We start from the raw sequence: 16,111 nt of genomic DNA, 5'->3' as shown, positions 1-16,111 counted from the left end.
GAACAAAAACCTTGCACGCTTGAGCACCGTGCAAGGTTTTCTGTCATTTAGCTGCTAGCCAGCAGCTCTTTAGCGACTTTCACCACGTTGGCCGGAGTGAAGCCCAACTCCGCCATGACTGTGTCACCAGGAGCAGAAATTCCAAATCGGTCAATACCAATCTGGGCCGTAGAGTACTTGGGCCAAGCAAGAGTGGAACCGGCTTCGACGGAGAGAGTGGGAACTTCCTTCGGCAGAACGGAACTCTTATACTCAGCAGTCTGCTTCTCGAACAAGAACCAGCTGGGGAAGCTCACCACTCGTGTAGGAACTCCTTCTGCTTCCAAAGTCTCCTTCGCGGCAAGACAGTGCTGAATCTCGCTACCTGTTCCGATAAGAACCAGCTTAGGAGTGCCTGTGCTTGCCTCTGCCAGAACATAAGCACCCTTCTCAGCAGGGTGATTGCGAACATCAGCAGGAGTCACTGGGGGCAGAGCCTGTCGACTAAGCGCCAAGAACGTCGGGGTCTCTTTCGATTCCAGTGCCAACTTCCAAGCAACGGCTGTCTCATTTCCATCCGCTGGACGGAACAGGTTGAAGTTGGGAATCGCACGGAGAGACATCAACTGCTCAACCGGTTCATGAGTCGGACCGTCTTCGCCCACGCCGACGCTGTCGTGCGTGAACACGAAGATCGAAGGACAGTGCATCAGGGCAGCCAACCGCATAGTTGGCCGTCCATAGTCGCTGAAGATCATGAACGATGCGCCAAAGCCACGGGTTGCGCCGTGAAGGTTGATGCCGTTCACTGCCGCCATCATGCCGTGCTCGCGAACACCAAAGTTGATGTTCTTGCCAGCCTGACTCTCAGGTTCGAACTCACCAAATCCCTTCTGGGTCGTAAGGTTGCTCTCGGCAAGATCCGCACTTCCACCAAGCAGAGAAGGAATCTTCGAAGCAACTGCATTGATCACGGTCTCGCTAGCCTTTCGTGTTGCCACCTTCGCATCGATTGAAGGAAGAGCCTCCAACCAACCCGCTCCGAGCGAACCGTCGATAGCCGCCTGAAGGGTCTTTGCCTCCTCAGGGTATGCCGCCGCATAGCTTTTGAAGGCTTCGTCCCACTCTGAATGAGCCGCCGCACCCTTCGCGCCAAAGCTCTCAAATTCAGCCCGAACGTCGTCAGCAACAAAGAAAGTTGGCTCAAGGGGAATCCCCAAAGCTTCCTTAGTAGCCTTTAGCTCGTCTGCACCGAACGGATTGCTATGGGCCTTGTTCGTTCCGGCCAGCTTTGGACTTCCAAAACCGATGACGGTCTTCGCAAGGATCAGCGAAGGCTTGTTCGTCTCAGCCTTAGCATTTGCGATGGCCTGATCAACAGCATCCACATCCATGCCATCAACATGCTGGATGTGCCACCCAAAAGCCTCAAATCGCTTGCCAACATCCTCAGTGAACGAGATGCTTGTCGGGCCATCGATCGAGATACCATTGTCGTCGTAAAGCCAGATCAGTCGACCCAGCCCAAGGTGACCAGCCAACGAGCCTGCCTCGCTCGAAACACCTTCCATAAGGTCGCCGTCAGAGCAGATAGCGTAGGTGTAATGATCGACAATCTTGTGGCCTTCTTTGTTGTAGGTAGCCGCAAGGAACCGCTCTGCAATAGCAAAACCGACGGAGTGAGCAACACCCTGTCCAAGTGGGCCGGTTGCCATTTCCACACCAGGTGTGTGGGTGTTTTCCGGGTGACCTGGGGTCATCGAGTTGAGCTGTCGGAACTGTTTGAGCTCATCAAGAGGAAGGGCATATCCCGTGAGATGAAGAAGGGAGTAGAGAAGCATCGAACCGTGGCCAGCCGACAGGATAAATCGATCTCGATCAAACCACTTGGGCGACTTCGGGTCGAATTTAAGGTGTCGCGACCAGAGAGCATAAGCCATAGGCGCAGCACCCAAAGGTAGTCCTGCGTGTCCGCTTTTAGCAGCTTCTACACCGTCGAGAGAAAGACCGCGAATCGTATTAATACTTCGCGTTTGGAGGTCCCGGCCAGATTCCATAGACATGGCTAGGGTACCCCGCCGAGGAGAGTTTCCTCGGCGGTATTACCGATTTAGAGAATCGATAGACCGGCTTTATCCCAGTCGGCGAGGAATTGTTGCAAACCTTTGTCAGTGAGCTGATGCTTGAACAGCATCGCCATGATCTTAAAAGGCATGGTTGAGACATGTGCTCCAGCCTGGATCGCTTCAACAACGTGCATTGGGTGTCGAATGGAAGCCACCAGAATTTCGCTATCGAAGCCGTAGGTGTCAATCATGTTGACGCTGTGTCGCACTGCTTCCATTCCATCAGCACCAAGGTCGTCTACGCGGCCCACGAAGTTAGAAATGTAAGTAGCGCCAGCCTTTGCAGCCATCAACGCCTGAGGAACGCTGAAAACGAGCGTCACGTTCGTGCGAATGCCTTTGTCAGACAGGGTCTTGACCAACTGGATACCAGGCTCAATCAGAGGAACCTTTACGACAATCTGTGGGTGCCAAGAGCTAACTTCAAGAGCCTCTTTCAGCATCGTGTCGTAGTCAGTTGCAACTACTTCTGCGCTGATGTCGCCATCTGGAACCAGCTCGCAGATCTTGAGAACGGTCTCTTTGAAGCCCTTCCCAGACTTTGCGATCAAAGTGGGATTGGTGGTTACGCCATCCAAAATCCCCCATTCAGCAGCCTGTTTAACCTCTTCAACGTCGCCTGTGTCTACGAATAGCTTCATGAACCCTAGTTTACTAACATTCGTGTACCGTCTTGCACCTTCTATGGCGCAGCTTGGTTCTCCAAACGGGTACGTTCAAACAATGCCAAAGCTCGCAGATCGAACTATTGCCATGCCAAGCTCGCCAATTCGACGGTTGGTCGACTTCGCAGTTGCAGCAGAGAAAAAGGGCACCAAGGTGTACTACCTTAACATCGGACAACCCGACGTGGCTTCTCCCAAGCCTTTCTGGGACGCTGTAGGCAACACCGGCATCAAAACCCTCGAATACTGCCATAGCGCAGGAATTGCCACTCTCCGCGAGGCAATGGCCAACGACTATCGCAAGCATGGAATCAACGTAGAAGCGTCCAACCTCATGGTGACCACAGGCGGGTCGGAAGCAACACTCTTCGCTTTCCTGTGCTGCTTCAACCCAGGTGACGAGCTCATCGTCGTCGAGCCGTTCTATGCCAACTACGCAGGCTTTGCAGTCACAGCCGGAATCACGCTAGTCCCCATCACCACCTACATCGATGAAGATTTCGCGCTGCCGAAAACTGCCGACATCGTTGCAAAGATCACCCCTAAAACTAAAGGCATCCTTCTCTGCAACCCAAGCAACCCAACCGGCACGGTCTACCCAACATCGCAACTGCTAGAGATCGCCGAAGTCGCTAAACAAAAAGACCTGTTCCTTATCGTCGATGAGGTTTATCGAGACTTCTACTACGGCTCCGAAACCCTCATGTCTGTCCTCAATATCCCGGGACTGGAAGAGAATGCCGTGATGATCGATTCAGCCTCGAAGAAATTCTCACTCTGCGGTTCGAGAGTCGGTTTCCTTGCCTCCAAGAACAAAGCAGTGATGGACGCGGCTCTCAAGTTTGGCCAAGCCAGACTTAGCAGCCCAACACTCGATCAGATGGGTGTTGAGGCGTCGCTGAAAGAGACTCCCCCTGAGTACTTCGATGAAATGCGAAGCGAGTACATGGCCCGCCGAGACATCCTCATGTCGGAACTCTCCAAGATGCCAGGAGTCACTTGTCCCAAGATCGAAGGGGCATTCTACGCAATCGTGAAACTCCCAATCGACGACACAGACAAGTTCTGCCAATGGATCCTCACAGACTTCGAGTTCGAAGGTCAAACGGTTCTCATGGCACCTGCCACGGGCTTCTATATCACCCCAGGTCTAGGTAAGAACGAGGTGAGACTTGCATACGTCCTGGAGCAAGACAAACTGGAGGCCGCCATGCGCTGCCTTTCGGAAGCACTCAAGGTCTACCCAGGAAGAACGGAGGCCTAGATTCCGAGTAGTAAGAGATAGGAATGCAAATCGATAGCCACAAGCTCCAGGAACTTGTTTCGGACGGCCCCGTTGTCTTCTATGACGGAGTTTGTGGCCTTTGCGACCGATCTGTGAAACTCCTAATCCGTCTTGATAAGAAAGGTGTCTTGCGTTTTGCACCCTTGCAAGGCGGAACAGCGAGGGAAGTGCTGGGAATAGAGGAGGGCCAAACAGAGTTCGGCTCCATCATCCTGGCAAACTCCAATGGCACCTTTGAGCGATCCTCAGCGATCCTCAATGCCCTGATTGAAGTTGGAGGTTTCGGCAAGATCGCCGTACTTGGCAAGCTTTGCCCTAGACCCCTCCGCGATGCGATCTATCGGCTGATTGCTAAAAACCGATACCGAATCTTCGGAAAAGCCGATGCTTGCATCGTCCCAGCACCGGCTCTCCGTAAACGATTTCTGCCTTAAGCCTTGTCTTTTACGCGCTTAAGAATTTCTGTGCTGTCCTTTCCATCAGGACCCTTAAGGGTGAGCGCGAGCTCATCTGCCGTCTTCAACTCGGCAGTCCCCTTTTCTTCCTTGAGCGAAGGCTTGATCATGTCTGCAAGCTTCTGGTCGTTTGCAGGCTTGTTTGTCTTGACTTTAACATCCTTAAAGTTGAGCGTGAGGTTCTTGCCTTCAAGCTTATACTCGCCAATCAGCGTGATGTCTCCCACTGGCAGTTTTGCGTCGATATTGAAGGCCTTCTCGTCCTTGAACTCTATAGAAGTCTCCTGACCCTTCATTGTGCCGGTCCACTTGCCAATGATAGTTGGCTCCTTCTTGCACCCAGTCATTGCAGCTACGAGTGCCAGTGCGGCCATTCCAACCACGATACGATTTCGCATAGCGCATAGTGTAGACCGCTTTTGATACGAATTAGGGACCTTGGGGCAGTATCCTCATAGTGTATGCCGGTGATCGTAAGGGGAAAGGCAAAGCGACAGGAGTCCGTACGCAATGCTATCGAACGCTTGGAGGCGGTCTATGGCCGTCCCAGAATGATCTCCCGATTCGACCCAATGGAAGAGCTTGTCAGCTGTATTCTGAGCCAACATACCAGCGACGCGAACTCATTTCCGGCTTTCACCCGACTTCGAGAGACCTTCCCGGATTGGCAGGACGTGGTCGATGCAGGTCCCGAAAAACTAGCCGACGTCATTCGCAAAGCAGGACTCGCAAATCAAAAGTCGAAGAGCATCATCGCCTGCCTCCAGCAAATAAAAGAAAAAGCAGGAAACTACGATTTAGAGCATCTGAGGAAGATTCCTACCCTCGAAGCGCGCGACTGGCTCCTCCGACTACCCGGTGTAGGACCGAAAACTGCCAGCATCGTCCTCTGCTTCGCCCTCGGACAAGAAGCAATCCCAGTAGACACACACGTCTACAGAGTTTCATGGCGACTAGGTCTCATCCCAGAAGACATCGGAGAGAACAAAGCCCACGATCTCTTGCTGGAAATCGTGCCACCAGATTTCGCGTTTCGGTATCACACCACTCTCATTCAGCACGGACGAATCACCTGTAGAGCGCCACTACCGAGCTGTGAAACATGTACGGTCCAAGATCTCTGTCAGTGGTTCAAGAAGGGTGGCCCCGAGAAACGCAAGCTCGAACTCTCCAAAGCAAGAAAGAAACCCGCCACCAAACCCAAGGCCGTGAAAGCAAAGTGATCCCATTCGCCGATCCCGAAGCATCCGCCAGAACCTGCGAGAGGCTAGAACAGTTCGTCGGCTTTCCCCTCGAGTCCGCCTTAGAAAATGCGTTGGTAGGAAACGCAGCGCCCGATCTTGCGCTTACCAACTTAGAACGCTGGGTTAGAGCAACTTCAAGCCCGCGACTGCACCTCGAACAACTGGCAGGATATCCAAACCTGGCGCGCCTTCTCATGACCCTCCTAGGAGCCAGCCAGCCCATCGCTGACTCGCTTATCCAAAACCCGGAACTGGCTAGTCTTGTGCTCGAGCCTGGAACATCCTTCGAGCCTCCCTCAATAGCGTCCCTGCTCTCCGAAGGCCGAGCACTCCTGAAAAACTCGACATCGCAATCGCACTCCCTCGACCGACTCAGGTTTCTCAAGCAGTCCCACACCATCCCCATCGTCCTCAGCGATCTCTCGGGCACCTGGCCACAAGAGACCGTCTGGCAAGTGCTGTCGGATCTCGCGGAAGCTCTCATTCAGTTGGCGCTGGAAGTCGTATGGCCACCCATCGCCGCTGCAAAAGGACTCCCGGAAGAGTGTCCCGTCTCCATCATCGCATACGGCAAATTAGGGGGACGAGAGCTTAACTACTCGTCGGATGTTGACCTCGTATACATCCTCCAAGATGGCCTCGACGAAAAGACTGACCGAGAATGCGCGCGCTTCTGCGAGGCACTCGGCCGAGCGCTGACGGACCGAATGGGACGTGGATTCATCTACCGAGTCGACCTCAGACTCCGTCCCTACGGCGGCGCAGGACCTATTCTCCGAAGCATGTCGAGCACCGAGGTGTACTACAAACTCTACGCCGAACCGTGGGAAGTCCAAGCCCTCCTCCGCTCCCGCCAAGTAGCCGGTGCAGACATCGCCGAGCGGTGGGAAGCAATGATCCGCGAAATCGCCTTCCGCCCCAAACTGAGCGACATCTCCCTAGAAGAGATGGTGAAAATGCGCCGCCGAATTGAGGAAGAATCATCCTCATACGACCTAAAACGCGGAGCAGGCGGCATCAGAGACGTCGAGTTCCTAACCCAAATCATCCAACTAGCAAACGGCTACGAACATCCAGAACTCCAATCCAAGCAGACTTGCGACGCACTCCGCTCGCTCTCCGAAGCCTCGCTGCTAGAACCTGCCATCGCGAATGTCCTCATTGAAGGCTACACATTCTTAAGAAAGCTCGAACACCGAACGCAACTCGTAGGCGATCAGCAGACTCACGAGATACCCACCTCACCCACCGCCCGCCAGGGCCTTGCCAAGCTCATGGACTTCGCCGCATGGCCGGAACTAGAGCACACGCTCAACCTCCACCGCCAGTCGATCCACTCACTCTACTTATCCGTCCTCGGCCTAGAAGAGCCAAAACAGAACGACCGAGACCAAGTGGCCAAAGAGATCGGAACTCTCGCCTCAGTGCTCCTTCAATGGTTTGACGTACTCCCCGAGTCGGACGCTTTTTACGAAAGCCTCCACCTAAACCAAGACAGCTTGAGCCGAGTAAAGACAATTCTGAACCTAGCACCAAGGCTCATCACCAACTTCAAATCTTCGGTGCCTCTCACCGAACTCCTTCTGAGCGGCGAAATTGAAGAACCTACGGATGCATGTGCTCGCCTCAAAAGGATCGCCTCGTCAGCACCGCTCAAGACTCTGGCACAAGCCTACGTCTCATCGCGAACAACGCTGTGCGCGCGCTGGACACTCGCTCCAGACTTTGACCTCTGCCAAGAACTCACCCAGCTAGCCGAGCAGTTGCTGCTCCAATGCTTGGAGCGCCTCAATGCCGATCTCCAAGTCATCGCCCTCGGCAGCTTTGCCAACTTCGAATTCGGTGTCCACTCCGACTTAGACCTGCTTTTGCTCACCACAGGAAACCACCGAGCGGCAGAACAGAAAGCCCAAGACCTCCTAGCGATGTTCCGAGAGCTTTCGAGAAATGGTGCCTCGCTCAACGTAGACCTAAGACTCCGACCAGAAGGTGGCAAAGGCTTATTAGTCCGAACTCTCGAAGGCTTTGAAGCTTATCGAAACGAAGACATCGAACTCTGGGAGAGGTTCGCCCTCGGCCACGCCCGTCTCATTTCAGGCGAAGAATCGGTGCTCAAACTCGTCCAAGACGCCGCGTACCTGCCCGCCATCGACTCAGCTGAACTCCATGAGCTGCTCGCGATGAAACGCCGAATCGAGACCGAAAGGGTCCAACCCCACCTAGCCAAGCGAGACGTAAAACTCGGCACAGGTGGCCTCAACGACATCGAGTGGCTGGTACATCTCTGCGAAATGCGTCATCCTGTAAGTACAAATGCAGGTCAGAGCCACTCCATGAAGGATCGAATCAAGCAGCTTGAGCAAGCCTCCATGCTAACGAGAGAAGAAGCAAGTCTTCTGAGTTCGGCTCATCCCTACCTATTGCAGCTCCGGAACAGAATCGCTCTCCTCGATTTTCCGGAGAACCTGTTGCCCGAAAATAGTGAGAAGCTGGGTAGATTGGCAGCCGGGTTTGAGATAAGTGACGTGCAGAGTTTCATGAAGCAGCATGACCAAGTAATCGGTGACGTGAGGAGTCTTTACGAAAACGTCGTAGGAAGGATATCGAGTTGAACTTACTCCTCCTATTCATCTTCGCTTACTTCCTTGGGGCGGTCCCTTTTGCCGTCATCATTTGCCGCTCACACGGAATCGATATCCTCAAAATCGGCAGCGGAAACCCTGGCATGACCAACGTGACCCGGGTCATGGGCAAAGGCTGGGGAATCACCTGTTTCGTTCTAGATGTCTTCAAAGGCCTCATCCCTTCCGTCATCGCCCACTGGGTAGTGCCAACCAAGCTTGGAGTTTTTGATGCGCAGTTCGTTTGGTTTTGTGTAGGTTTGACGGCTGTAATTGGACATTGCCTTAGCCCCTTCCTGCGCTTCAAGGGCGGTAAAGGCATCAGCACCTCCCTCGGCGCCATCATCGGCTCCAGCCCAATCGTTGCAGCACTCTGTTTTGGACTGTTCGGAATCATCTTCCTCATTACGCGCTATGTGTCTGTGGCCAGTGTGGTCGGCGTAACCTCCGTGCTCCTTTTCAGTCTGATTGTCCCCAACCAGACCAATCAGCTTCTCCCGATCTTCGCCATCCTCGCAGCCTTCATCGCCTGGCGCCACCGCAAGAACTTCCAGCGTGTCCGAGAAGGCACCGAGCCAAAGTTCAGCCTCAAAAAGACCATTGACGCTCAAAAATCAGAAGACGCAGAAAAACAACCGCAAATAGCAAAACCCTTAACCACAGAGAAACCGTCCGAAGATGTAGCTCTGAGCTAGGCATAAATACATGGATTTTCTTGCCGTCATTTTTGGGTGCTCCGTCTGGTTTCCGCTCATGCTCTGGATTGTCTCGCTGATCCACTGGATGATCGGCGGGGAAGTGGACGTTCCCAGCGGTGTTCTGGGCATTTCAATTGGAGTAGCACTGGGCTACATCACCTTGAAGCCCCCCCTCCCGTGGATGCCACCCGTGACGTTCAGCATGGTCATCCTCACCATGGTGATGTATCCGTTTATCCGTATGGCACTCGACAGACGAGAGCTAAAGAGTATCGATGTAGACATGATCGGGCGAGCGTACGAAATGATCGGTCAGCGACCCGACAACCCAATGGGCAAGTTCAAATTAGCGATTCACGTCTACAACGTAGGAATGACCGCCCACGCCATCGCCATCGGGGAGTCCGTCATCGGTCAGATGCCACAGCATCTATTCGGAGAGGAACACAAGCTCCTGAAGAAATGGAAAATGCGGCCACAAAAAGCAGATGGCGCTGCTCCAATCGAATGTATCGAGTGCCATACCCTCTGCCAGCCCGGCTGGACACACTGCCGACAGTGCGGCGCGCCGTTCCTCTATGATCGTGCTCGTGGAAAAGTCTTCAACAAGCAAGCTGGGCAAAAACTCATCGCCGCATGGATCACCCTCGTAGCAACTATCGCGGGAATCCCAGCAGCAACGGCTCTGCCCCCAATCTTCAGCATCCTCGTGATCCTCGCCTTGTTCGCTGTGTCAGGAGGCGTCGTGTATCTAGCTTTTAGGAAACCAGAGGTCAAACAAGCGTGAGAATCCGGTTGGACCGTTACATCATCCGCGAGATGGTGGTTCCGTTTCTCATCGGAACCCTCACCATCGTCATGATGTTCCAGGCCAACTCCTACATCGCGATCGCCAAAGAACTCAACCTCGAAAACATCCCCCTCGTCGCACGTTTCCAGTGGATCCTGTACCAAACGCCGGGTTACCTCAAGCTCACATTGCCCACCGGTATGTCCTTTGCCGCGGCCCTCGCCATGACGCGATTGGCTCGTGAGTCGGAGTTGACAGCCCTCAGAGCAGCCGGCGTACGCGTCGTTCGTGTCGTTTTCCCAATGTTTCTCTTCGGAGCGCTTGTAGGACTGGGTGACTTCTACATGGTCGACAAGATCCTGCCAATCTCCGAGCGAAAAGCCGCCGAGATCGCCAACAAGAACGCCATCCTAGGCATCGTCGATAACAACTTCGCGACCAATAGGCTGATCCAACTGGACAAGTACGCTGCTTCCTTCGGTCAGGTTCAGCGCACCAAAGACGACCAAGTCCAGATCAAAGACATCATGCTGGTCGAACGGTCCCAAGACTCAGTCACCCGTCTCATCACAGCGAAAACCGGCAGCTACTTCAACAACGTGTGGCGCTTCCAAAACGCGATGGTCTACCAAGTGGATGGAATCAACATCCTCCCCATCCAAGCCAAAGATATGGTCATCAATCAGCGCCAAGCGCTCGACCAACTCTTTAGCAACTCCATCGGCTACAACAGCGGCCGACTCCAAGAGATGCCCACCGCCGAACTGCGCGCAAGCATCCTCTCAACTGTAAAAGCCAAAGGCAACCCAAAGCCCTACCAAGTCGAGCTGTTCCAACGCTACGCTGTAGCCGCCTCCTGCGCCATCTTCTCCATCACGAGCCCAGTCTTCGCGGTCTTCTTTGCCCGCTCCGGTGGCTTCGTAGGCGTGCTCGTGAGCCTCGTAGTGGTTGTCCTCTACTACAACGCGTACATCATCTCTACGGTCATTCTGCCCAAATACGACTACATCCCAGCATGGCTAGCAGCTTGGCTCCCCAATATCCTTTTTGGAGTCATGGGCCTCCTTGCGCTTAGGCGGTTGGAGTGAGACGCGTAGTAGCTCTCTCATTCGGACTCGTATGCGCAGGCAAAGCGAGCGCACAAGTTGATGGAGAACTGTTTAACGATGCCTATCGCACGCTCCTCAACCATCAACTCGTTAAAATCACGTCTGGCAACCCCACGCTTCTCTCTGGCTTCCCAGGGCTTCCCGCAAAGAAAACCACAGACCCGGACGAGCTAGGTCAAGAGAAAGCCTTCCGCCTGATTCACGCCGACCACCAGCGGAAGAAGGGCGATAAGATCGAACTAGAAGGGAACTGTGCGTTCCTAGTCCAAGGCTATCGCGTCCTAGCAGACAAAGTTGTAGGCAGCCTCAAAACCAAGGTCTTCACCCTCACGGGCAACGTGTCCATCGATGGAGTGGACATGGTCGTGTCGGGCCACGAGATCACCATCGATTTCGTCCACGAAAACTACCTTGCACAAGACACTCAATCCCAAATCGATCCCAAGCTGCTTCAAGGTCACCTAACCGACAAGCTTTACGTAAAAGGCAGGGAGTCCTCTGGCGACCGCTACAGGACCATCACCTACAACGGCGACTTCACCACCTGCAACCTCGAACAGCCCCACTTCGATATCGAATCCGAAAGCTCCGACGTCAAACCCGGCAAGCGAGCCATCCTCCGAAACGCCAAAATACGGCTCTTCGGGCGAACCATCGTCAAAGTCCCGTACCTCCTAATCCCTCTCGACGACCGAAACTACAAGAACCTCCCCGTAGTCGGACAAAGTGAGGACGAAGGCTACTACATTAAAGAAACCTGGGCCATCCCACTCAAAGGTGACAACTACCTCGTCACCCACGAGGACTACATGTCTAAGCTCGGTCTTGGGCTTGGTGCGGACTACTACTACAACCAACGCAACTCCAACGGCGTCGCCAAGCTCTATAAGATTTTCGGAACGGGCAAAACCATCACGTTCTCAAACGATCACCGGCAGACCTTCAGCTGGGGATCGATCAACATCGCCAACGACTACCAGCAGGACAACTACCTCACCTCGCCAGGGACCACCCAGCTGTCCAGCCGCGCCGTCTTCACCCTTCCACAAGGCGATCGAGGCACAGACCGCATCTCCTTCTCCCGGAGCAGCAGCTCCGCGTCGGGCTACAGCACGGTCAGCCAGACCATCGGCCTAAACGATCAACGTTTCTTCGGGCCTACAGCTCGCACCAACCTAGACCTCAACCTGCTGGACAACAAATCCTCATCCACAGGATTCAGCTCAGAAAACCGACAACTCGATGTCCGCTTCAAGGGCGATAAAGAAGTTGCGCTAGGTACGGCCTCCCTGGAATATCAGCGCCTCGTCCCAATTGGTGACACCAAGGGAAGTTCAGGAAGCTCAGACCGAACCCCGGTGTTAACCTTCCAATCCGATGCAAAGCGTCTGCTCGGAGATTCAGCGGCCAAAGCGTTCCCATTCCGCACGAGTCTCGCTTGGGGGCAATACCAAGACCCACTCAAAGGCGACCCCATCACGCGAACATCGTTCGACTTCAACTTCAACAAAGTTGGGAACTCTCCGTCACGGTTCAATATCGATTACAGCGGCGACTTCAAGCAGTCCATCTACAGCGACGACCTCGCTCAATACATCCTTAATTTCGGAACCGCCGTTCGTTACTCACTCGGAAACGACACAGGGCTTAACTTCCGCTACAACTACCTCCGCCCCTACGGCTCCTCGCCGCTACCGCTAGACCGAACCGGAAGAACCAACTTCGTCAGCATGGATCTCAGCGCCAGGCCCATCAAGTCGTTCCTCATCGGCGCACAAACCGGATACGACATCCTTAGCATCGAGAGCAAATATGTAAACGGAGTGCAAGTAGGTAAGAACACAGGCTGGCAACAGGTGGGCGTCCGCACCGAATACCACCCCAACGGAAGGTTTCTGGCAAGAGGCCTCTACAGCTACGACACCTTCAATCGAATCTGGAACAACGCCCGCCTCGACCTATCCTATGCCTCGGGTGAAACCCTCATCAGCTTCGGAAGCCGCTACGACGGCGTCGCACATACCTGGAGCAACGCCAACCTGTACATGGAGAACCTAACGATAGGCCGTCTCAAAATAAGCGCCGCCCTCACCTACAACGGCTATCTCAAGGAGTTCGACAACCGACAGTACAACCTCATCTACGACCTCCACTGCGCCGAGGCCATCCTCTCAGTTCAGGAGACCACCACTGGATTCCGCCCAGGCCGCCAAATCCAGTTCCTCATGCGCATCAAGGCACTCCCCTTCGACCTCCCCTTCGGAGCTGGCACCCGAGGCCAACCCATCGGCTATGGCACGGGCCGCGACTTCTAACTGCTCGCGCTGGAGTAGTGCTTCAAAGCAAACCGCCAAAAAACACGCGACCCCACAAAAGAAGCTGCCGCCCAAGCAATCCCGACAAGCAGCATCGTCCCATCAAACCCCTCCACCAGCTGCCGTGTCGGCACGGTCGCCAGGAAGCCCAAGGGAACAACAAAAGTAAGAAACCGCTGCAATCCCTGGCTGTAAATGTCCAGCGGATACCGAGCGACACCAGTCACCGACTCGCTCAACACCCAAAGATTATCAACCTTCACCAGCCAAATCCCCGTGGTCATTAGCGCCAGGTTAAACGAATAGAAAATCACCAGCGAACACACCAGCAACAAACCAAACGCGCCCCATTGCATCGGTGAAGCAGCGATTTTGCTCTCAATCGCTCCATACACCAGCATCCCGATTCCAGCGATCAAGGTCCCAATCTGGTCGAAATTAAAGCGCCGCGTGCTGATCCAAAACTGGTTGTCGATAGGCTTGGTGACAATGAAATCCAAGGTCCCCATCCGCACCTGGGTAGGAATCTCCGTTAAGGAAAAGAAAAACGCTCCAGAAAAAGAGGTCATCAAGAACAAGCTCGACGCCAACAGCATCGTGTCGCCCCTTTTCCAACCGGCAATCGAATCCGTCCGGCTATAAACCACCAAGATGATCACCACAAAAAACGCAATCCAAGTGGCGTTCTGAAGGATCTTGGCGATGAAATTCGCCTTGAATTCCAGCTCCCGAGCAAAGGAACTCTTAAAGAACGTTCGATAGATTCGCCAGTATCGACCCATAACCCTATTTTAGAGCGGTACGATTGCTTCAATGCTCGGGGTCCTCATTACGGCTCTCTTTTCTATCGGAGCGATCGGCTTCGGAAAGCTCCTCATCGGTCGATGGCTAGACCCAGAAGACGCGGCCGCACGTGTCGGTATCTCCGGCCTTGCAGGCCTCGCCAGTTTAGGGCTCATCACCTTGTTGGTCGGTCTCATTCCGGGCGGCCTCAAATGGGGAGTCTTCGTCGTGGCAGCGGCGGCCCTGTTTGGTTGGTTCAACCTTCTAAAAGGTGGCCTCAAACCCAAACTAGCCGCGCCAAAAGGACCGTTAGCCCTCGTACTGCTCATCATGGTGCTCCTAGCAGGTTGCAGCTTGGTCAGCGTCCTCGCACCCAGCAGCATGAATGAGTGGGACACACTCGCCTACCATCTAGCAGCGCCCAAGATGTGGCTCGCAAGCGGTCATATCGACTTCATTAGCTTCATCCACCAGTCCAACTTCCCAGCAGCAGTCGATAGCCTCTACATCTGGGGACTCCAGTGGGGCGGCCAATCCGGTGCCCAAGCATTCACATTTGCCTACGGAGTCTTCGGTGCCATCACCGTGTTCGGCCTCGCTCGAGGCTGGTACGACGAGCGCGCAGGCTGGTTCGCATCACTCGCCTTCGTCAGCATTCCCATGGTGGTCTGGGAATGCGGAACAGCCTACGTAGACGTCGCCAATGGCCTCTTCGTGGCCCTAGGCATCATGTTTGCCGCAAGGCTCGTGCAAGAGCCAACCGAAAACCGAAACCTCTACCTCAGCGGCATTTTCCTTGGCTTCGCCTCTGCCAGCAAGTACACGGGCGTCCAGACCGTCATCGTCGTCGGTGTCGTCCTGATTGCGTACGCACTCAGCAAGAAAGCGGCCTCCATCAAGTCAGCTGTTCTCATTGGCGTCATTGCCCTCGCGATCTGCAGCCCCTGCTACATCAAGAACATCGTCAACACGGGCAACCCCGTATATCCCTTCTTCTACAGCATCTTCAAAGGCAAGAACTGGGACGCGTTCGGTGAGCGGATCTACAAGAACCAGCAACAAACCTTCGGCGTAGGGCGTGAGCTTCCCACAGACGGCAAGACCTCTTACACGGAAAACCCCTTACAACCCGCCCGAATAGGTGGAAGCATCCTCGGCCTCGCCTACCAGCCCGGTCGCTACGTGGATCCAGCCCCCACCATGAACATGGGCCTCCCCTACGTCACCCTAGGAGCCATCCCCCTCATCGGCCTGTTCGTATGGGCACTCTCCGGCAGGTTAAGGCGGTTCGAGGGAGCCACCATCGCCATCGTCTTCCTCAGCCTAGCCATGTGGTTCGTGCTGAGCCAACAATCACGCTATATCGTCGGCCTCATGATCCCACTCTGCGTTCTGGCAGGTGGAGCAGTCAGTCGCCTACAGGTCGGCAAGCTAGTCGGCGGCGCAATCGTGGCACAAGCGGCATTCACACTCCTCATCTTCACCAAGATGCAGCAGCCTGGCGAAGCTGACCCTCAGCTCATCCAAAAGCTCCGAGTCGTACTCGGAACCACCACCCCAGAGGAGTACGAGGAAAAACACGTCGGCTTCTACAAACCAGCCCAAGAACTCAATAAGATCGTAAAGGGTGGCAAAGTCGCTCTCTACGAAGAAGTATTCGGCTTTTTCCTTGACGTCCCCTATTTCTGGGCAAATCCTGGCCACACCACAGAGTTGGGCTACGCCGACATGCAAACATCCGACGATCTCGTCGCAGCCTGGAAAAGACTCGGCATCACCCACGTCTACATCGACATCGGCTCAAACAAGTGGGCACCCGCCGATGCCACACGTTGGTTAGCCGCAACAGGCATCCAAACACAGGCCAAACCCTACACGCAAGCAGAAAGAGAAGGATTCATGTCAAACTTGGAGATCAAATGGAAGCCCCTCTTCGCCGAATCAATTGCGGCTGGAAAGCTCAAACTTGTCAATTCATTCGGACCCAGACTAATCTTCGAAATAAATCAGTAGGTCTAGCAACTGGTTCGGATAGCATTTT

At 54.3% G+C, this 16,111-nt stretch carries 13 protein-coding genes; 9 read left to right on the top strand and 4 right to left on the bottom strand.

Features of this window, described 5'->3' with window-relative positions:
• Positions 1-47: 47 nt before the first annotated feature.
• Positions 48-2,036: a transketolase gene (tkt, locus tag ACZ51B_RS05090; protein WP_464297169.1), complete on the bottom strand. Its 1,989-nt coding sequence runs from the start codon at positions 2,034-2,036 to the stop codon at positions 48-50.
• Positions 2,037-2,089: 53 nt separating this feature from the next.
• Positions 2,090-2,746 carry a fructose-6-phosphate aldolase gene (gene fsa / locus ACZ51B_RS05085; protein WP_464296154.1) on the bottom strand — a complete coding sequence of 219 codons (657 nt, stop codon included), beginning with the start codon at positions 2,744-2,746 and terminating at the stop codon, positions 2,090-2,092.
• A gap of 82 nt (positions 2,747-2,828) precedes the next feature.
• Between fsa and ACZ51B_RS05080 the strand changes: the two genes are divergently transcribed.
• Entirely contained in the window at positions 2,829-4,034 is a 1,206-nt protein-coding gene (locus tag ACZ51B_RS05080; protein ID WP_464296153.1) for a pyridoxal phosphate-dependent aminotransferase, read from the top strand.
• Between the two features lie 23 nt (positions 4,035-4,057).
• Positions 4,058-4,489 (top strand): thiol-disulfide oxidoreductase DCC family protein, encoded by a 432-nt coding sequence (locus tag ACZ51B_RS05075; protein WP_464296152.1) that lies wholly within the window; start codon positions 4,058-4,060, stop codon positions 4,487-4,489.
• On the opposite strand, the gene ACZ51B_RS05070 is transcribed toward ACZ51B_RS05075, so the two are convergent.
• Positions 4,486-4,908, bottom strand: coding sequence for a hypothetical protein (locus ACZ51B_RS05070; RefSeq protein ID WP_464296151.1), 423 nt, complete (start codon positions 4,906-4,908; stop codon positions 4,486-4,488). The genes ACZ51B_RS05075 and ACZ51B_RS05070 overlap by 4 nt on opposite strands.
• A gap of 63 nt (positions 4,909-4,971) precedes the next feature.
• Between ACZ51B_RS05070 and ACZ51B_RS05065 the strand changes: the two genes are divergently transcribed.
• Genes ACZ51B_RS05065 through ACZ51B_RS05040 form a run of 6 tightly spaced genes read left to right on the top strand, consistent with a single transcriptional unit; the run spans position 4,972 to position 13,287 of the window.
• Positions 4,972-5,733, top strand: coding sequence for an endonuclease III domain-containing protein (locus tag ACZ51B_RS05065; RefSeq protein ID WP_464296150.1), 762 nt, complete (start codon positions 4,972-4,974; stop codon positions 5,731-5,733).
• Positions 5,730-8,366, top strand: coding sequence for a [protein-PII] uridylyltransferase family protein (locus tag ACZ51B_RS05060; RefSeq protein ID WP_464296149.1), 2,637 nt, complete (start codon positions 5,730-5,732; stop codon positions 8,364-8,366). The genes ACZ51B_RS05065 and ACZ51B_RS05060 overlap by 4 nt, the downstream gene beginning before the upstream one ends.
• Positions 8,363-9,070 carry a glycerol-3-phosphate 1-O-acyltransferase PlsY gene (gene plsY, locus ACZ51B_RS05055; protein ID WP_464296148.1) on the top strand — a complete coding sequence of 236 codons (708 nt, stop codon included), beginning with the start codon at positions 8,363-8,365 and terminating at the stop codon, positions 9,068-9,070. The genes ACZ51B_RS05060 and plsY overlap by 4 nt, the downstream gene beginning before the upstream one ends.
• A 10-nt stretch (positions 9,071-9,080) precedes the next feature.
• Complete coding sequence (locus tag ACZ51B_RS05050; protein WP_464296147.1) at positions 9,081-9,860, top strand: hypothetical protein; 780 nt, start codon at positions 9,081-9,083, stop codon at positions 9,858-9,860.
• Positions 9,857-10,951, top strand: coding sequence for an LptF/LptG family permease (locus tag ACZ51B_RS05045; RefSeq protein ID WP_464296146.1), 1,095 nt, complete (start codon positions 9,857-9,859; stop codon positions 10,949-10,951). Before ACZ51B_RS05050 ends, ACZ51B_RS05045 begins: the two co-directional genes overlap by 4 nt.
• Positions 10,948-13,287 (top strand): LPS-assembly protein LptD, encoded by a 2,340-nt coding sequence (locus tag ACZ51B_RS05040; protein ID WP_464296145.1) that lies wholly within the window; start codon positions 10,948-10,950, stop codon positions 13,285-13,287. Before ACZ51B_RS05045 ends, ACZ51B_RS05040 begins: the two co-directional genes overlap by 4 nt.
• On the opposite strand, the gene ACZ51B_RS05035 is transcribed toward ACZ51B_RS05040, so the two are convergent.
• Positions 13,284-14,069: an ABC transporter permease gene (locus tag ACZ51B_RS05035; protein WP_464296144.1), complete on the bottom strand. Its 786-nt coding sequence runs from the start codon at positions 14,067-14,069 to the stop codon at positions 13,284-13,286. The genes ACZ51B_RS05040 and ACZ51B_RS05035 overlap by 4 nt on opposite strands.
• Before the next feature lie 31 nt (positions 14,070-14,100).
• Here ACZ51B_RS05035 and ACZ51B_RS05030 point away from each other — a divergent pair, with 31 nt between their 5' ends.
• Positions 14,101-16,083, top strand: coding sequence for an ArnT family glycosyltransferase (locus ACZ51B_RS05030; protein WP_464296143.1), 1,983 nt, complete (start codon positions 14,101-14,103; stop codon positions 16,081-16,083).
• Positions 16,084-16,111: the final 28 nt, after the last annotated feature.

Source organism: Fimbriimonas sp. LA-C6, assembly GCF_055398105.1.
The sequence above is the reverse complement of the archived record's forward strand: the minus strand, read 5'-3'. Positions and strand labels throughout refer to the sequence as shown.